General features: G+C 63.3%; 21 protein-coding genes. 9 read left to right on the top strand and 12 right to left on the bottom strand.

The features are described 5' to 3' along the window. Window positions 1-20 precede the first annotated feature (20 nt). Window positions 21-650 carry an RNA polymerase sigma factor SigE gene (gene sigE, locus ABRP95_RS01435; protein WP_005280118.1) on the bottom strand — a complete coding sequence of 210 codons (630 nt, stop codon included), beginning with the start codon at window positions 648-650 and terminating at the stop codon, window positions 21-23. Window positions 651-801: 151 nt separating this feature from the next. On the opposite strand from sigE, the gene ABRP95_RS01430 reads away from it, so the two are divergent. The 3 genes from ABRP95_RS01430 (at window position 802) to ABRP95_RS01420 (ending at window position 3097) form a co-directional block, all read left to right on the top strand. Beyond that, window positions 802-1449 carry an O-methyltransferase gene (locus ABRP95_RS01430; RefSeq protein ID WP_023028631.1) on the top strand — a complete coding sequence of 216 codons (648 nt, stop codon included), beginning with the start codon at window positions 802-804 and terminating at the stop codon, window positions 1447-1449. A gap of 61 nt (window positions 1450-1510) precedes the next feature. Beyond that, complete coding sequence (locus tag ABRP95_RS01425) at window positions 1511-1642, top strand: hypothetical protein (RefSeq protein WP_284769897.1); 132 nt, start codon at window positions 1511-1513, stop codon at window positions 1640-1642. Between the two features lie 12 nt (window positions 1643-1654). Further along, a complete protein-coding gene (locus ABRP95_RS01420; protein WP_284782511.1) occupies window positions 1655-3097 on the top strand; it encodes a GH32 C-terminal domain-containing protein in 1443 nt (480 codons plus the stop codon). Between the two features lie 257 nt (window positions 3098-3354). Here the strand turns inward: ABRP95_RS01420 and ABRP95_RS01415 are convergent, their stop codons facing one another. Genes ABRP95_RS01415 through dapE form a run of 7 tightly spaced genes read right to left on the bottom strand, consistent with a single transcriptional unit; the run spans window position 3355 to window position 8123 of the window. Continuing rightward, the gene (locus ABRP95_RS01415) at window positions 3355-4224 is read right to left on the bottom strand and encodes a methyltransferase domain-containing protein (protein WP_284769899.1); all 870 of its coding nucleotides are present in this window, start codon (window positions 4222-4224) and stop codon (window positions 3355-3357) included. 9 nt (window positions 4225-4233) lie between these two features. Then, window positions 4234-4401, bottom strand: coding sequence for a DUF3117 domain-containing protein (locus ABRP95_RS01410; RefSeq protein WP_349838829.1), 168 nt, complete (start codon window positions 4399-4401; stop codon window positions 4234-4236). A gap of 11 nt (window positions 4402-4412) precedes the next feature. Then, the gene (locus tag ABRP95_RS01405; RefSeq protein ID WP_284782508.1) at window positions 4413-4718 is read right to left on the bottom strand and encodes a DivIVA domain-containing protein; all 306 of its coding nucleotides are present in this window, start codon (window positions 4716-4718) and stop codon (window positions 4413-4415) included. A gap of 3 nt (window positions 4719-4721) precedes the next feature. After that, on the bottom strand, window positions 4722-5444 hold the full coding sequence (locus ABRP95_RS01400; protein ID WP_284784674.1) for a glucosyl-3-phosphoglycerate synthase: 723 nt from the start codon (window positions 5442-5444) through the stop codon (window positions 4722-4724). Continuing rightward, window positions 5441-6253 carry a dihydropteroate synthase gene (gene folP, locus ABRP95_RS01395; protein ID WP_349838851.1) on the bottom strand — a complete coding sequence of 271 codons (813 nt, stop codon included), beginning with the start codon at window positions 6251-6253 and terminating at the stop codon, window positions 5441-5443. Before folP ends, ABRP95_RS01400 begins: the two co-directional genes overlap by 4 nt. A gap of 14 nt (window positions 6254-6267) precedes the next feature. Next, a complete protein-coding gene (locus ABRP95_RS01390) occupies window positions 6268-7032 on the bottom strand; it encodes an LOG family protein (protein ID WP_284769902.1) in 765 nt (254 codons plus the stop codon). 2 nt (window positions 7033-7034) lie between these two features. Then, on the bottom strand, window positions 7035-8123 hold the full coding sequence (gene dapE / locus ABRP95_RS01385) for a succinyl-diaminopimelate desuccinylase (RefSeq protein ID WP_284850363.1): 1089 nt from the start codon (window positions 8121-8123) through the stop codon (window positions 7035-7037). An 88-nt stretch (window positions 8124-8211) separates the two neighbouring features. Here dapE and ABRP95_RS01380 point away from each other — a divergent pair, with 88 nt between their 5' ends. The 6 genes from ABRP95_RS01380 to ABRP95_RS01355 all read left to right on the top strand — a co-directional run bounded on the left by ABRP95_RS01380 (window position 8212) and on the right by ABRP95_RS01355 (window position 14006). Continuing rightward, window positions 8212-9570 carry an amino acid permease gene (locus ABRP95_RS01380; protein ID WP_349838828.1) on the top strand — a complete coding sequence of 453 codons (1359 nt, stop codon included), beginning with the start codon at window positions 8212-8214 and terminating at the stop codon, window positions 9568-9570. A 17-nt stretch (window positions 9571-9587) separates the two neighbouring features. Then, complete coding sequence (gene dapD / locus ABRP95_RS01375) at window positions 9588-10559, top strand: 2,3,4,5-tetrahydropyridine-2,6-dicarboxylate N-succinyltransferase (protein WP_349838827.1); 972 nt, start codon at window positions 9588-9590, stop codon at window positions 10557-10559. 101 nt (window positions 10560-10660) lie between these two features. Beyond that, a complete protein-coding gene (locus tag ABRP95_RS01370) occupies window positions 10661-11992 on the top strand; it encodes an amino acid permease (RefSeq protein WP_349838850.1) in 1332 nt (443 codons plus the stop codon). 421 nt (window positions 11993-12413) lie between these two features. Beyond that, the gene (locus ABRP95_RS01365) at window positions 12414-13259 is read left to right on the top strand and encodes a type IV toxin-antitoxin system AbiEi family antitoxin domain-containing protein (protein ID WP_284769907.1); all 846 of its coding nucleotides are present in this window, start codon (window positions 12414-12416) and stop codon (window positions 13257-13259) included. Between the two features lie 65 nt (window positions 13260-13324). Further along, window positions 13325-13534: a helix-turn-helix transcriptional regulator gene (locus ABRP95_RS01360; protein WP_284769908.1), complete on the top strand. Its 210-nt coding sequence runs from the start codon at window positions 13325-13327 to the stop codon at window positions 13532-13534. After that, complete coding sequence (locus tag ABRP95_RS01355) at window positions 13527-14006, top strand: transcriptional regulator (protein ID WP_284784669.1); 480 nt, start codon at window positions 13527-13529, stop codon at window positions 14004-14006. The genes ABRP95_RS01360 and ABRP95_RS01355 overlap by 8 nt, the downstream gene beginning before the upstream one ends. Window positions 14007-14433: 427 nt before the next feature. Here ABRP95_RS01355 and ABRP95_RS01350 read toward each other — a convergent pair whose 3' ends face one another. The 4 genes from ABRP95_RS01350 to fdxA are packed head-to-tail and all read right to left on the bottom strand — an operon-like array spanning window position 14434 to window position 17280. Continuing rightward, window positions 14434-14994 carry a GtrA family protein gene (locus tag ABRP95_RS01350; RefSeq protein WP_005280100.1) on the bottom strand — a complete coding sequence of 187 codons (561 nt, stop codon included), beginning with the start codon at window positions 14992-14994 and terminating at the stop codon, window positions 14434-14436. 29 nt (window positions 14995-15023) lie between these two features. Then, complete coding sequence (locus ABRP95_RS01345) at window positions 15024-15812, bottom strand: pseudouridine synthase (RefSeq protein WP_284796348.1); 789 nt, start codon at window positions 15810-15812, stop codon at window positions 15024-15026. Window positions 15813-15864: 52 nt separating this feature from the next. After that, the gene (gene dapC, locus ABRP95_RS01340; protein ID WP_349838826.1) at window positions 15865-16953 is read right to left on the bottom strand and encodes a succinyldiaminopimelate transaminase; all 1089 of its coding nucleotides are present in this window, start codon (window positions 16951-16953) and stop codon (window positions 15865-15867) included. A 3-nt stretch (window positions 16954-16956) separates the two neighbouring features. After that, window positions 16957-17280 (bottom strand): ferredoxin, encoded by a 324-nt coding sequence (fdxA, locus tag ABRP95_RS01335; protein WP_284769911.1) that lies wholly within the window; start codon window positions 17278-17280, stop codon window positions 16957-16959. Window positions 17281-17297 lie beyond the last annotated feature (17 nt).

The following is a 17297-nucleotide window of genomic DNA, read 5'->3' as shown; positions in this document are numbered from 1 at the left end:
GGGGAGCTAACGATTCGATTCTAGCGCGTGCGCAACAAGATGCGCGCTTCCGCATTGGTCTGTGCCTCTTTTTCCAGCGCCGCACGCAGTTGGGAGCGGCCGCGGTGGATGCGTGAGCGCACCGTGCCCATCTTCACGCCGAGGGTTTCGGCGATTTCGTCATAGCTCATGCCTTCGATATCACACAGAACCACGGCGACACGGAAATCCGGCGCCAGGCTATCCAGCGCGGACTGCAGCACGGGATCCAGGTTGGCCACGGTATAGGCCTGCTCCGGGGTCATATCCGTACCCGGAACGCGCTCATAATCCTCAGGTAGGGACTCCATGCGGATCTTGGAGCGGTGGCGCACCATATCCAAAAAGAGGTTCGTGGTGATGCGGTGCAGCCAGCCGCCAAAGGTACCCGGTTGGTACTTATCCAAAGAGCGGAAGACACGCATAAAGGTCTCTTGGGTGAGATCCTCGGCATCCTGCTGGTCACCGGACAAGCGGTAAGCCAAGCGGTACACGCCATCGGCGTGCTCTGCCACCAATTCGGCCCACGAAGGCATGGTGGCTTCCCCAGCATCGAACGCCGCGGTACCGGTCAACTCCACGTTCGGATCGGTGGAGGCAACGGACTCGGCATCGCGCTTCGTTTCTGTCATGGGTGTCATTTTTCTATACTCGGCGCGGAAACTCCAGCTGCTGCGCTGATAATATCCTGTGAGTCCGTCACATACTTCCCACAGACCACAATTTCGCTGGCTAGGCGCGTTTTTGCCACCCTTTCGCGCAACTTTACCTATTGTCTTAATCGTGACTACTACCGCATATGACGCACTGCGCTCCTATATCGATTCCACCAGTGAGCCTTCGGCGGCTCTCCGCGGAGCCCGCGACCACGCCGAGGAATACGGCCTGCCCGTCCCGGATGAATCCACCGGTCAGCTTCTCACCACGCTGACGGCAACCTCCTCCGGTGTGGTAGACCGCCCCCAGGCCGTGGCGATTACCCCTGCCGCCTCCGTCGTCGGTCTCTACCTGTTCGCGGGCATGCCAGACAACGGCATCCTCACGTGCATCGACCCTGAGGCCGAGCACCAGCGCAGCGCCAAGGCCGCCTTCCGCGAGGCAGGCTACGCCCCCACCCGCGGCCGCTTTCTCCCCTCGCGCCCCCTCGACGTGCTCGGGCGCCTGGCCACCGAGGCCTACCAGGTCATTTACGCGGACGTCGCCGCCCTCGACCTCCCCGCCCTCATCAAGGCGGCCTGGCCCCTGCTGCACCAGCACGGCACGCTCGTGCTTGCCAATGCGCTTCTCGATGGCACCGTCGCCGACACCTCCCGCACCGACCGCGATACCGCCGCCGCGCGCGAGGCCGATGAATACCTCCGCGAACTCGAAGGCGCCACCGTAACCCGGCTCCCACTGGGTTCGGGGCTGACATTGGTAACGAAGCTTTAGAGGGGGCATCGGCAAGCGAGGGCCCTGCACGCGCTAAAAGATATCCGTATTCTGGGTGTACATGACAGCCGGACACTGCCCCATAAAGTCCTCGCCCGCGCACGGCGGCGAAACCACCGCGTGGCAGGTCAACGAGTTTCCTCCCTGGCGTGGCTGCCACCCCAACCCAAGCTTGAACCCGCACCTGATTTAAGAGAGGAATGCCGTGACGACTCACCGCCCCGAACTCCACTTCATCCCCGATGCCGGCATCCTAGATGCGCCCGCCGGCGTCCTTCGCGATGGCGATACGTGGCACATGTTCTATCAATATCGCCCCACTTCCGATGCCCCCGCCCGCTGGGGACACACCTATTCGGAGGAAGCGCCGTTTAACTGGCTGGACTGCGATGATGTCCTCGCACCCGTCGGCGGTGAGCTCGCCCTCCGCGCGGGTTCCGTGGCCCAGGGTGAGGACGCTACCAACCTCTATTTCACCTCCGTGACCGCGACCGGCACCTCCATTCGCCTCGCGCGCTATTCCGGTATCGACGATGTCTGCGAGGTATCCGATGATTCCTCGGCCCTCGACCCCAACGTCGTGCGCTTCGGCGAGGTGGCCGGCAATACCACCGACCACACCCGGTTCCGCTCGCCCTCCGTCGTGCCCGATTGGGCCACCGATGACCGCGAAGACGGCCACAAGGGTTGGCTCATGCTGGCGCTTTCTGGCCGCACCGAAACCCCGCAGCCGGTCATTCTAGAAAGCCACGACGGCATCTCGTGGTCCCTACGCGGTAGCCTTACCTTTGAGGGCGACCCAGGCTTCCTCGACGGCGAAGTGCCTGCCAATTCCCCTATTCCTCCGGTGGTTTCCCCGCGCATCGTGCGCCTGCGCGATGAAATCGACGAAGAAATCTACGACGTCCTCTTTGTCACCCTCGAGCGCGACGGCCGCGACGTTTCCGGCTACCTCGTGGGCCAGCTGGAAGACACCACCTTCACGGTGGTCTCCGGTTTCCGCCGCGTGGACTTCGGCCACGATTTCTCCCGCCCGCGCAATACCAACGCCACCGCAGGCACGATCCCTGAAGAAAGGCGCTACGAGCGCGCCGTCATCCTCGGCCTTCTCAACGGCAATGGCCGCGGCGACGACGCCACCCAACACGCCTCTTGGGATGCCGAAGGCTGGTCGAATGCCCTCTCCCTGCCGCGCCAGGTCACGCTCGAGGGCGGCGTCTTGTACCAGGCACCGGCCACCGGCCTGCCCGAGGCGGTCAAGCTTTCGGATTACGCGCGCTCCTGGACCGGCGTCATGGAGGTTCCCACCGGCTCCAGCGTCACCATCACCCTTCTCGATGGCAACGGCGACCCCGCCGCCACCATCTGCCACTCCGGCGAGGAAATCAGCCTCGATCGTTCCATGAACAAGGCCTTCGACCACTTCTTCGCTGATTCCGCTCCCGCCACAGCCACGCTTGCCGATGGCGACTCCGACACCCTCACCATCATCCAAGACGGTTCCACGGTGGAGGTCTTCGTTGACGGCGGCCTCATCGCCATGGCCTCCCGCGTCTATTTCGACGGCGGCTGCTCCGGCATGGATGTCGAAACCACCGGCGACGCAGTCATCGAACAAGACTGGCAGCGCTCCGGCTCCAAGCTCTAATACTGCAGCCCTCCTACCCGGCCACCCGCCTCTCGGCCCCCGCCTTTCGAGCGCCTGTCCTTCGCGCTCACCGGCGAGGCAGAGGGGCATCGACAAGCAGCGCCCCGTGAGCACCAAGGGAAGCAACGGTGACTGGCCGATTCCACACCCGCCCTTCGCGCTCACCGGAAGCAAAAAAGAACCGCCCCACGCGCTGCTGGTGAGCGCGAAGGGCGGTATGTAGGCCGAAGGCTAGGTGCCAAAAGGCAGGGGTGCGATTAAGAAACCGCGCGGAGGCGGTCCAGACGGGCGCGGGCGGTGACCGTCAGCGTGGGAGGAAGGGCGGCCATGCGCTCGGCGAGCTCGTCGGCGCTGATGTGGCGAGCGGACGGGCTCATTCCTACCTGTGCGGCGATGGCCGCCTTGTCCAACTGGATGGGGAAGGAAATATCAACCGGATCGGCGGCTTGTTCGAGGTGGCCTTCCGCCTGCTCATACATGCGGTCAACCTTGCCCTCTTCTACGCCGAGGATGCCGAGGGGTTCGCGCAGCTCATCGAGGTGCCCGGCGCCTGGGGTCAGGACGATGACTTGGCCGCCGGGGGCGAGTACACGCTGGAACTCGGATGGGTTGCGCGGTGCGAAGACGACGGAAATGGCGTCGATGGATTCATCGCGGATGGGAAGTTGCTGCCAGACATCGGCAACCACGGCGCCCACGCGCGGGTGGCACTTGGCCAAGTGCTTGGCTGCGTGCGGGGAAATATCGAGGCCGACGCCGCGCGCGCCGTCGATGGAGTCAAGCGTGTGGGCCAGATAGTAGCCGGTCCCGGCGCCGACCTCGAGGAGCGAAGCGGGCGTAGAGACAGACAGCGAGCTGGCATCGAGCGCGTCTTGCACCGCGCCGGTCACAGACTCGACGAAGGGCGCGAAGTGGCCCGTGGCCAGGTACGCCTCGCGGGCGTTGACCATGTCCATGTCATCGCCCTTGTGCTTCAGGCCAGCACCGGCCGCTAAGGTCACATACCCTTGCTTGGCCACATCAAAGGAATGGCCAGACTCCGAAACGAGGCGGGAAAAATCACCGGCGCCGGAAAGCGCCGTGCCGTCGTTTGGATCGGCCAGAATGTCGACGATATGAGAAAGCATGTATCCAGACTAGCTAGAAACCTCGGTCAACAAAGAACCGAGCTCCGCGGCCTCTTCTTTGATCAGCTCAATAACGATGCGCCCGCCGCCGTCAGAAGGGATGCGCATGACGATCTTGCGGGATTCCACCACCGCTTCCATTTCGCCGCCAGTGGTACGTGGCTTCATTGCTGCCATAGTAGGGCTCCTTAACTATCTTCGTTTCTATCCAGCTTAGTCCCTTTTTGCCCGCTTTTCCGCGCAGCCGCTAATTCTTGCTCAAGTTGCGCGAGCAGATCATCGACCTGATCCTGGCGGTACCCGCGCGGGACGACCTCGAATTGCACGTCCTCAAAACGGCCCTGAGCTGCGGCGGCGCGGTTATTTTCCAGCACCTTCTGCGGCTCATCGGGCGGGTCCATCACGGTCCCGGGCCCAAATATCGAGCCCCACAGCCACGTTCCGATCACGATGAACGCAATGAGCACCACGATGAGCACAATCCAGGACAGCATGGCTTAAATCCTACCTAGCAGCGGCGGGCGCTGAGCAATTGGCGCTCCCACCCCGGCGCGCGAGAGCAGCGTGCGCGCCACGATATCCGCCATCGGTGCCAGCTCATGAAGCGGCCGGTTGCGGTGGACTCGAGTACCTAGGTCTACTTCTGTCAGCCCGCCGCGCTTGCCGATGTCCACCAGCAGCCCCGCTTCCACCCCATAACCTTCCACAAAAGGCACCTCTAGCGCGGCTGTGCGGCGGATCGCGTACTCGCCGCCCAGGGGCTGGTCGATGTGGGCTAGCTCTGGGAAGAACTGCCGGATGAGTGGCTTTGCGGTGAGTTCGGTCACGCGCCCGCCGCCGGTGGGTTGGCCGTTGAGGCTGCGGCGATAGCGGGCCTTGACCATGTTTACGCGGGGATCCTCAAAGGGCGCCGCGAGTGCTGTGACCATGCCGGGCGCAGCGGATTCTAGGTCGGCGTCGATAAAGACAACGATGTCCCCGCGCGCGGCGGCGACCCCGCGCCAGAGGGATTCGCCCTTGCCGGGGCGCGGCGGTTCGGGCAGGATATCGCGCCAGTTGCGCACATCGGCGCCGGCTGCGCGCGCGACTGCGGCGGTGTCGTCGGTGGAGTCGGCGTCGATGACGAGCACTTCGAGGGGGTCACCGGCAAGGCAGGCGCGGATAACGCCGGCCACGGTGGATTCCTCGTTGAGCGCAGGGATGATGACGGAAACGCTCATGCGAGCCCGCGGGTGGTGTCAAGGGGCGCGGCCGTGCCCTGGATGGCGGCAGTCATGCGGATGACGTCGACAGTCTCAGCAACCTCGTGGACGCGGAAGGCGGCCACCCCGTGCGCTGCGGCCCAGGCTGTGGCGGCGAGCGTTCCGGCAACGCGGTCTCCTACCCCGCGCGCGAGGGTCTCACCCACGAAGTCCTTATTGGATAGCGCCATAAGCACGGGCCAGCCGGTGTCGACGATCTCGTCGATGCGCCGCAAGAGTTCAAGGCCGTGATAGGTGTTTTTGCCAAAGTCGTGCGTGGGATCGATGAAGGTGAGCTCTTCCGGGCAGCCAAGCCCCGCGGCTTTTTCCGCCAAGGCGGTGGTCTCAGCAATGACGTCAGCGACGACATCATCAAAGTGCACGCGGTGCGGGCGGGTGCGCGGGGTAATCCCGCCGGTATGCGAGCACACGTAGCCCACACGGTAGTGGCCGGCGACCTCGATAAGCTGCGGATCCCACCCGGCCCAGGTGTCATTGACCAGCCCCGCCCCGGCGGCGATGGCGGCCTCGGCGACCTCGCTGCGCCAAGTGTCGACGGAAATAAGTACCTCCGGGTGGCGCTCGTGCACGCGGGCGATGGTGGGCACGACGCGGTCGATTTCTTCCGCGCTATCCACTTCCTCGCCCGGTCCGGCCTTGACTCCGCCGATATCGATGATGGAGGCTCCCGCCACAATGGCCTCATCGCAGCGCTTGAGGGCGGGGTCCATGTCAAAGGTGGCCCCCTTGTCATAAAAGGAATCCGGGGTGCGATTGACTATCGCCATCACGCGCGCGAGGCTCAACGCGGCTCCCTAATGCGTTTATCGCTCATCACCTTGTGACGCTCGATGATATGGGCGACGGCCTCATCGGGGTCATCGGTAAGCAGGAAAAGGCCTTGGTCGTCTTCGTTGATATACCCACCGGCGGCGAGGGTATTTTTAATCCATTCCAGCAGGCCAGACCAGTACTCTGTACCCATGAGCACGATGGGATAGTTAGTGACCTTACCGGTTTGAACCATGCAGAGAACCTCGAAGAACTCATCCATGGTGCCCATGCCGCCGGGCAGGCAGACGAAGGCCTGGGAGTACTTCAAGAACATGGTCTTGCGGGCGAAGAAGTAGCGGAAGTTCAGGCCCAAGTCCACGTACTTATTGAGGCCCTGCTCGTGCGGCAATTCGATGCCGAGTCCCACCGAGAGGCCATCGCCCTCGTGCGCACCCTTATTCGCCGCCTCCATGATGCCGGGGCCGCCGCCGGTGATGACGGCGTAGGCGCATTCAGCGAGCTTGCGGCCGAGTTCTTCGGCCATCTGATAGCTCGCATCCTCAGGCTTGGTGCGCGCGGAGCCAAAAACTGTCACTGCCTTGGGCAGCTTGGCCAGCGCATCGAAGCCGGCGACGAATTCGCCTTGGATGCGCAGCACGCGCCAGGGATCGGCGTGCTGCCACTCGTGGTCCGCGCCGGATTCCAGCAGGCGCTGGTCAAAGGTGGAGCCTTGTTCTCCCTCGCTGCGCAGCAAGAGCGGGCCGCGCAGGGTACGCATGTGGTCAGGGGTCATTTTTATCCCTTCAAGTAATTAAGCAGTGCGGTAGAAACTTCAGTGATTTGCGCCGTGGGCACCTGCTCGTCCTTCTTATGCGCAAAGCCAGGATCGCCGGCACCGAAATTTACGGCGGGAATGCCTATCTCAGCAAAGCGCGAGACATCGGTCCAGCCGAACTTGGCGCGGACGTTGCCGCCGACGGCATCGACAAGCGCGCGTGCCGCAGGCTGCCCCAGGCCAGGCAGGGCGGCACCGGCGATGTCATCGATCTCTATGGTGACGTCCTCATGCTTGCCGATGACCCCCTTCATGTACTCCAACGCCTCCTCCGTACTGCGGTCCGGGGCGAAGCGGAAGTTGACGAACATCCATGCCTCGTCCGGCAAGGTATTGGTGGCCACGCCGGCCTCCAGGTGGACGATGTTCAGGCCCTCGCGGTAGGTGCAGCCATCGATGGTGACCTCGCGCGGCTCGTAGTCCGCAATGCGGGTCATGACGGGGGCGAGCTTGTGCGCGGCGTTGGAGCCGAGCCACGCGCGGGCCGAGTGCGCGCGGGTGCCATGCGCCGTCACGCGCAGACGAATCGTGCCTTGGCAACCGGCCTCGACCATGGCGCCGGAGGGCTCACCGAGGAGCGCAAAATCGCCCTGCAACCACTCGGGGTGATCCTTTTGCAAGTGGCCCAGCCCATTAAATTCAGTGGATACCTCTTCGCCCTCATAAGCAATGACGGTCAAATCATGCTGGAGTTCTTCCGATTCATGCAGGTGAGCAAAGGCGTTGAGGTATACTGCCATGCCGGATTTCATGTCCACGGTGCCGCAGCCGAACATGATCTCGCCACCATCTTCGGCGGTGTCCATGCGATGCGGTACGTTATCTGCCAATGGAACGGTATCGATGTGGCCTGCAAGAATCACGCGGGAATCCATCCCGCGGTTCGTGCGCGCACACACGGTATTGCCAAAGCGGGCGACCTCCACGTCTAGACCACTCAGGGCTTCTTCCACCGCATCCGCGATGGCCTCCTCGTGGTGGGAGGGGCTTGGGATATCGACGAGCGCCTTGGCCACTTCAATGGGGTCGGCATATAGATCTAAAGTCACAAGCCGCCATGGTAGCGCCCCGCTGGGTCCGTTGCATTGTGTAATGTTCACTTCACTGTAAAAAATAACCTCTCACAAGGTGGTAATTATGGCCGAAGCCACACAATTGAAATCGCGACACCTCACCATGATGGGCCTTGGCTCCGCGGTGGGTGCCGGTCTCTTCTTGGGCGTCGGATTGGGAATCCAAATCTCCGGCACCTCGGTGCTCATTTCTTATGCCGTCGCCGGCGTCCTCATCGCGCTCATCATGTGGATGCTCGGGGAAATCGCTGCGGCCCGCCCTTCCCTGGGTTCTTTTTCCACCTACGCCGGCCAGGCCTTCGGCCACTGGGCGCGCTTTACGATGGGCTGGATCTACTGGTTCATGCTCATCATGGTCATGGGCGCGGAAATCACCGGTGCCGCAGCAATCATCGGCAATTGGTTCGACATTGCACCGTGGATTCCCGCGCTTATCGCGGTGGCCTTCTTCGCCATAGTGAATTTCGCCGCCGTGCGCGGTTTTGGTGAATTCGAGTTCTGGTTTGCCATCATCAAGGTCGCCGTCATCATCGCCTTCCTCGCCATCGGCATCCTCATGGCACTGGGCATCCTGCCTGGCATGGATCTCTCCCGGGCCGGAACCAACTTCACCGAGAACTTCCTGCCCAATGGCATGCCGGGCTTCGCCGCCGGCCTGCTGGCCGTGGCCTTCGCCTTCGGTGGAATCGAGCTGGTGACCATCGCCGCCGCCGAGTCCGAGGATCCAGCCCGCAACGTGGCAACCGCGGTGCGCGCCATCATCGTGCGCATCATGATCTTCTACATCGGCTCCATCGTGGTCATCACCATGGCCTTGCCGTTTAGCCAGATCCAAGATGCCGACGCCGCCGCCAATTCACCGTTCACCTTGGTGCTCGAGGCCGCCAAGATTCCTTTCGCCGCCGGCTTCATGGAGGCCATCATCGCGCTGGCCCTCCTGTCCGCCTTCAACGCGCAGATCTACGCCACCTCTCGCCTGGTCTTCGACATGGCCAAGGACCACTGCGCGCCAAAGTTCTTCCTCAAGACCAACCACTCCGGCTCCCCCATCAACGCCGTCATCTTGTCCATGATCTTCGCCTTCGCCTCGGTGGGCCTCCAGTTCTGGAACCCGCCGGGACTGCTGGCCTTCCTCTTCAACGCCGTCGGCGGCTGCCTCTTGGTGGTGTGGACCTTCATCGTCGCCTCCTTCCTCAAGCTGCACCCGCAGTTGAAGGCGAACGGCGAGCTCACGGACATCCGCGTGCCCGGCTACCCCTGGCTACCGTGGGCGACCGCCACCGCGCTGGCCGCGCTGACCATCTTCATGCTCTTTGACCCCTCCGCCCGCAACCAAGTCATCGCCGTCATCATCCTCTTTGCCGCGCTCGTCGCCTTGTCCTTCGTGGTTCCCGCGGACAAGCGCGAACAAGTTCGGCAGTAATTGCTAAGCTAGCCACCATGACTTCTGCATCCGCACGTGGCCTGGCAACCATTACCCACGACGGCACCGTCTTGGACGTTTGGTTCCCAGCAGTTCATACCGATAAGCAAGTAGAGACCACCGGCACGACGCGTCTGGAGGAGACTCCGCAGCAGTTCTCCGCCCTCGTCGGCCCCGATGAAGAGCGCGGCGTGGCTCGCGTGGCGGTGGAAACCACCATCGCTGACCTCGACGAGGCACCTACCGATACCTACAACGCCTACCTGCGCCTCCACCTGCTCTCCCACCGCGAGGTAAAGCCGCACGGCCTCAACATGGACGGCATCTTCCGCCACCTCAATAACGTGGTCTGGACCAACTACGGCCCCTGCGCCGTCTCCGATTTCCAGATGGTGCGTGGCCGCCTCGCCTCCCGCGGCCCCGTCGTGGTCTACTCCGTGGATAAGTTCCCCCGCATGGTGGACTACGTTGTCCCTTCCGGCGTGCGCATCGGTGACGCCGACCGCGTCCGCTTGGGCGCCCACCTCGCAGAGGGCACCACGGTCATGCACGAGGGCTTCGTCAACTTCAACGCCGGTACGCTGGGCGCTTCCATGGTGGAAGGTCGCATTTCCGCGGGCGTCGTCGTGGGCGATGGCTCCGATATCGGCGGCGGTGCCTCCATCATGGGCACCCTGTCCGGCGGAGGCAAGGAGGTTATTTCCATCGGCGAGCGCTGCCTGCTCGGCGCTAACTCGGGCATCGGCATTTCGCTTGGCGATGACGCCGTTGTCGAAGCCGGCCTCTACGTCACCGCCGGTACCAAGGTCGCCGTCTTTGGCAAGGTGGCTGAGGCCCTGGGCGTCGGCAATGGCGAGGCCGTTAAGGGTTCCCAGCTCTCCGGCGCCTCCGGCCTGCTGCTGCGCCGCAATTCCGTCTCCGGTGCCGTCGAGGCCGTGGAGTGGAATGCTGAGGCCGTCGCACTGAACGAGGACCTCCACAAGAATTAACGCCACCCCAATTCCAGTGCCCTGCGGCCGAGAAATACCATGGAGAAGTGTCTGATAACTCTTCTACCCTTGGTTCTGGCCTGAAGGTCCGCCACCTGACCATGATGGGGCTTGGCTCCACCATTGGCGCCGGTCTCTTCCTCGGCACGGGCGTCGGCATTTCCGCCGCCGGCCCAGCGGTGATCATCGCCTACGCGATCGCCGGCTTCCTCGCCATCCTCGTGATGCAAATGCTCGGAGAGATGGGAACGGTCATTCCCGCCTCCGGCTCCTTTTCCGAATACGCCGAGCACGGCATCGGCCGCTGGGCGGGCTTTACCCAAGGGTGGATCTACTGGTGCGCCACCGTCGCCGTCCTCGGCGCAGAAATCACCGGCGCCGCAGGTTTCATCGGCGCGTGGTTCGACGTGCCTCCCTGGATACCCGCCGCCATCTGCGTCGCCGTCTTCGGCCTCGTCAACCTGCTGCGCGTGCGCACCTTCGGCGAGTTCGAGTACTGGTTCGCTCTCATCAAGGTCGTCGTCATCATCGCCTTCCTCATCATCGGCGTCCTCCTCATCTTCGGCCTCCTGCCGGGCCACACTTTCGTGGGCACATCCGTCTTCCTTGCCGATGGCTTCATGCCCAACGGCCTCGGCGGCGTCGCCGCCGGCCTGCTCGCCGTAGCCTTCGCTTTCGGCGGCATCGAGGTCGTCGCCATCGCCTCCGCCGAGTCCGAGGATCCCGAAAAATCCCTGGTCAACGCCGTGCGCTCCACCATCTTGCGGATCTCCGTGTTCTACCTGGGCTCCGTCCTGGTCATCACGTTCCTGCTTCCCTATTCCAGCCTGGACGCCGCCTCCACCGCCGCCGAATCGCCGTTCACCATGGTCCTCGACCGCGCCGGCATTCCCGGTGCCGCCGGCATCATGGAGGTCATCATCGTCCTCGCGCTGCTATCCGCTTTCAACGCGCAAATCTTCGCCTCCTCCCGCATGATGCACTCGCTCGCCTCCCGCGGCGAGGCCCCGCGCATCTTCGCCGCCACCAATACCGAGGGCGTGCCCACCACCGCCATCGCCCTATCCGTCACACTTTCCGTGCTCATGGTCGTCCTCAACTACGCCGATACCGGCTGGTTGCTCACCTTCATGCTCAACGCCGCCGGCGCCTCCCTGCTCATCGTGTGGGTCTTCATCGCCGTCAGCCAGCTGCGCCTACGCCGCCAACTCGAGGCCCTGCATCCACTCCCCATCCGCATGTGGGCCTTCCCCTATCTCACTTGGTTCGCCCTTGCCTTCTTCGCGGCCATCGCGGTGCTCATGCTTACCGATGCCACCGCCCGCACCCAACTCCTCTCCGCCGCCGCCATGTTCGCGGTGCTCGCCATCGCGGGTGTGCTCAATTCCAAGACTCGCGGCATCGACCCGACCTCCACGCTCCCTCTGACCTAGCGGCCACTCCCTGCCTCCGGCCCTCACGCCCTACACCTCACATCCAGCCCACCGTGCCTGCCGCCCCATTACCCCGCCCTTCGCGCTCACCAGCACTGGGCGGGGTACGGCGTTTTCACCTCCCGGTGAGCGCGACGGGTGTGGGGCCGACCTCCGCGCTCACGGGGAGGCGAAATGGGCATCGGAAAGCGGAAGCGGTGAGCGTGGTGAAGGGGGCTGGCCGGCACACTCACTCCTCGCGCTCACCAGGGGCCGCTTAAGGGCACAGACCTGGCCGCCGGTGAGCGCTAAGGGAGGGTGGAAGGAGGTTATCCACAGAGCGGCGAGGAAAAGAGAGCGCGAGACCTCAAAATAGGCGGGTTATCCACAGGCTGTCGGACCCCGTCTGGACGAGGAGGCGGCCGCTTTTTAAATTGAAGCCATGGGGGCATGGACGACTGCGCAGTTGCGCGAGCAGGGGCTGGGCAAGGACGCGATTCGGCGGCGAGTGCGCGCGGGCAAGCTGTACCGCGTGCACCGGGGGATTTATACCGACGAGTGGTCGCCGTTGGCGGTGGCGAAGGCGCTGGTGCATGGGCTGAGCCGTATCCATTTTACGGGGAAGACCGCGCAGGAGATTCACCTTGACCGGCCGCTGACCTTTCCACTGGAAGCGGAGGGGCCGCGGACGCTGCGTGGCAAGAATTTCCGCGTCTCGCATTCCCGGCTCAAGGCAACGAGCCTGGTCAAGGGGCTGCCGGTGGTGCAGGTTCTGTGGGCTGCTCGCAAGATTGCTAGGGCCTGTGGCCCGCTGCTGGAAGAGTTTTACCGCGGTGAAAAGGGGCCCGGCCGGCTGGAGCGGGACCGCAAACGAATGGGCCGGACACCGCGCGCGTTGAAGGAGACGATGCGGCTCTCGGCCATCGGCGCGGATAGCCCACCGGAGCGCAAGGTGAGCCGTGCCCTGCGCACCGAAGGCATTTTCCCTGTTCATAACGCCCACGTGTGCGGATACCGCTTCGATCTTTTAATGGGCAAGCTCATCGTGGAGATCGACGGCTGGACCTACCACAGCCACAGCCTCGCGTTTCAGGCAGACCGCTCCAAACAGAACGCCGCGACCGCGCATGGGTACACGGTTTTGCGCTTTACTGCCGATGACGTCAGGCACCACCTTGACCAAGTCATCCTGCTTATCAAAGCCACCCGTGACCTGCTCAAAGGCCGCAAGCCACAGCTTCCCATGTCCGCCACCCAGCCATATTGGCGCTGGCATCTATGCGTCTAACCCTTGCCATAATGTCAAGTTTACTTTATATTAAGTCATGTAAACACGACAAGAGAGGTGATGATGTGGCCGGACAACCCAACATGGTCCGCAAGTGGCGGCGCTGGCGCGAATGGTCGCAAGGCGAACTAGCAGAGCGCGTCGGCGTCTCCCGGCAAACTATCGCAAATATCGAACGCGGCAACTACTCCCCGTCCGTGCACCTCGCATTGGACATCTGCCACGAACTAGATAAAACAGTCGAAGAAATCTTTGGAGCTGAACAACATGTTTAACGCCATCGCCAACATATCCCTCAACCACATCGAGCGCGCCTCCACCGACGAGTTCGAGCGCGACATCCTCACCAAGGCCTCCGCCATCACCCTGACCCCAATCACATTCCTCGAGCTCATCGTCGCCGCCATCCTCGCGTGGTCCCTCCCCGGCCGCCTCAGCCTCCTCGCACTCCTCGCCATCGTCCCCTCCATCGCCGGCACGTCCCTCAGCGCCGCCTGGCTGCGCAGGCACATCGCCACCCCAACGGTCCGCTCCAATTGGACCTTAACCGCCCTCTACCTCATCCCGATGTTCCTCTGCTTCGCCGGCATCGCTTACCACACCTTCACGCTTTCCGATGCCCCCGCTGCCCCCTACCTCATCGGCGCCACCGTAGGTACCTTCACGGTCATCCTCATCTCCCCTGCGCTCCGACGGAAGCAAAACCGCCGCGACCAGTCCCGCCTCGACGCCACCCTCGAGGACTAGTACCTCACCTCCACCACCCGCCTTCAGGCACACCCCACCACCCGCCCTTCGCGCTCACCGCGGACGGCGGGTGGCGTTCGTTTACTACTCCCCGTGAGCGCGAAGGGGTCCCAGCGACAACGGCGCCCCGCCTCCCCGCCCTTGCCGCTCACCGGGAGGAAGTTTCGCCGCCGGCAACCATTGCCGGTGAGCGCGAAAGGCGCAGCCTCCTTTGCCGCTCACCGAGCAGGCATGGCGTCGATGAAAACTATCCCAGCGTGAGCGCGAAGGGATGGGTGTCGCACATACACTTGCTTGGCGACGTCCCTCCCCGCCCTTGCCGCTCACCGGCGGCATAAAAAGACCCCAGCAGCCCACGCTGGTGAGCGCGAAGGGCGGGGCCGGGGTGGCGAAACGAGCCGGGCTAGGCCGAGCTAGGAGCGGGTAGTTAAACCGGCGCTACCTCGTCGACGACGACGGGTTTATTCGGCTTGGAGCGGAACGTCCAGAGCTTGTTGATAATGAAGTTGATGGGCATCGCAACGACAATGGAAATGGCCTGCGCCCAATAGGACTTGGTGCGCAATCCGGTGGAGTTATCGAAGACATCGGTTGGTAGGCCCACGGGCGAGTTCGGATTCATGAGCAGCGTCAGGATGACCTGGCTAACGATAAACGCCCCGATTCCAGCCAAAAGGAACGGGAAGAAACCGCGAATCCAGGACACCTTGGACACGGTCCGGAAGGTCCACATGCGGTTGAGCTGGTAGTTCCAGGTATTGGCTACGAGGAAGGAGATGGTGGCAAAGACGTGGTACCAGCGGATATGGAATGCAGAACCGAAGAGGTTCATGAAGGGGTCCTCGGCAAAAATATCCGCCGCGCCAAAGAGCTTCTGCGCGAGAAAATAAACGAAGAGGTTGACCGCGGTTCCCGAGCCGCCGACAAGACCAAACTTGAGGAATTGCCCAAAATTGGACGCAAAGCGCGCAACGCTGAGGTCTGCCATGGGCTGCCTTTCTTGCCGGAGATTAGTAATTACCTGATTGTAGTTCCTAAGCCACGCGAACTGAAAAACTGACGCTCCGAATGTGATGAAGGATCTATAAAAGATATAGTTTTGTGCAGCAAGTAAAGCGGGCGGGAGAAGTCATAGAGGTCGAGTGGGCGCGGCGCGGGATATGTGTCATCGCCGATGAGCGGATGCCCAAGATGATTCAGCAGCACCCGCAGCTGGTGCGTATGCCCGTTCCGCGGCCACATGGTTACCTCCCGCCCCGCAGCGCGCACATACGTCGAGGTAGGCGTGCCATTATCGGCCACGAGCACCTGCCTGCTACCCCGCGGCTTGTGCATAGGCAGCCTGATTTCCTCATCACAGAAAAGCGGCTGCTTGACGATGCCCCTATACCTCTTCACCGCCCTTCCCTCCAGGAAAATGCGCTGGTAGGCAGCCCGCGTGGCGGGATGGCGCGAGCAGATGACAAGGCCTGCGGTGAGGCGGTCGAGGCGGTGAAGCGGCACGATATCGTCTTCGCCGAAGTCTACGCGCAGGCGGGTTTGCAGGGTTTCGCGCTGCAAGCGGCCATTCGTGGTGGTGGGAAGAAAGTGCGGCTTATCGGCAACAATGATGTCTTCATCCGCGTGGACTACGCAGTAGTCAAAGGGAATCGGCTCCTCCGGCGGGACGGAGGGGTGGTACCACGCGGGAACAGGCCTGGGAAGAGCCGCACCGGCGGGAAGAAGCGTTCCCTCTGGAAAGGGCGAATCGCCCGCGCGGGCGGCCCAGTAGTCGCCCTCGCGCGGAACGCGTTCGCGCAGGACCACCTTGCGGGAAGAAATCCCCTCCCGCGCAGGCGGGCGAAAGGCGCGAGGCGAGTTAGGCACTGGCGAGGCGTTCGGCGGCGGCGCGCACCCGCTCGTCGGTGCCGTTTAAGCCGATGCGCACGTGTTGTGCGCCCGAGGGGCCGTAGAAATCGCCAGGTGCGGCGAGGATGCCCAGGGAAGCCAACCAGTCGATGGTCTCGCGGCAGTCTTCGCCGCGGGTGGCCCAGAGGTACAGGCCGGCATCGGAGTGGTCGATGGTAAAGCCCGCCTTGATAAGCGCCTGCATCAATTCGGCGCGGCGCGCGGCGTAGCGCTGGCGCTGGAGGGCTTCGGTGGGGGCATCGTCAAGCGCGGCCACCATCGCCGCCTGAATCGGGCCTGGCACGATGAGCCCGGCGTGCTTGCGCAGCTCCAAGAGCTCCGCGATGAGATCGTTATCGCCGGCGAAGAATCCGGCGCGGTAGGAGGCCATATTCGCGGACTTGGACAGCGAATGCATGGCGATTAGGCCAGTATTATCGCCGTCGGTCACGCGCGGATCCAGGATGGATACCGGCGGGTTGTCGTCGTTCCAGCCCAAGCCCATATAGCACTCGTCGGAGGCGATGATGGCGCCCGTCGAGCGGGCCCAGGCCACAATGCGGCGCAGCTCCTCTACCCCAGCGACGCGGCCGGTGGGATTGGACGGGGAATTGATGAATACCAGGGAGGCATCCTGAAAGTCGTCGTCAGCGCGCAGCGGAGTGGCCCCGGCGAGCAGGGCGCCGACCTCGTAGGTGGGATAGGCCACCGAGGGGAAGGCGACGGTCTCGCCGCGCATTCCCAACAGGGTGGGCAGCCACGCGATGGCCTCCTTCGTGCCCACTACGGGCAGGACGCGGTCCACGTCCATGCGGTAGCGGCGGCGCAGGGCGGAGGCGATGGCTTCGCGCAGCTCGGGCGTGCCCTGTGTTTGCGGGTAGCCGGGGGCCTCGGCGGCAGAAGACAGCGCCAGCTGCACGCCGGGGGCGACCGGATCTACGGGGTTGCCCACCGAAAGGTCAACGATTCCATCTGGATGCGCCTGGGCCTTCTTTTTGGCGCCAGCCAGCGAGTTCCAGGGAAAATCCGGAAGCGATTGTCCTAGCGGTGTGCGGGCCATGATTTACTCCTGATTCTGTGGGGGCAGCGCGGCTACCATTGACGCATCGAAATCTTGCGGGCCGAGGGCTGCCGCTCCACCGGGAGAGCCCAAGTCATCGAAGAATGCTGCGTTGGCTTCGTTGTAATCGATCCACTCATCGGGAACGTCATCCTCGTAGAAGATGGCTTCTACCGGGCATGCGGGCTCGCAGGCGCCGCAGTCCACGCACTCATCTGGGTGGATGTAGAGCATGCGCTTGCCTTCGTAAATGCAATCGACGGGGCATTCCTCAACACAGCCGCGGTCCATTACATCAACGCAAGGTTGAGCGATTGTATAAGTCATGGAGAATCCTTGAATCT

Origin of the sequence: Corynebacterium sp. KPL2895, assembly GCF_040225815.1 — a bacterium.
GTDB classification, from domain to species: Bacteria; Actinomycetota; Actinomycetes; order Mycobacteriales; family Mycobacteriaceae; genus Corynebacterium; species Corynebacterium rhinophilum.
This window is presented reverse-complemented; position numbering and strand designations above follow the sequence as displayed.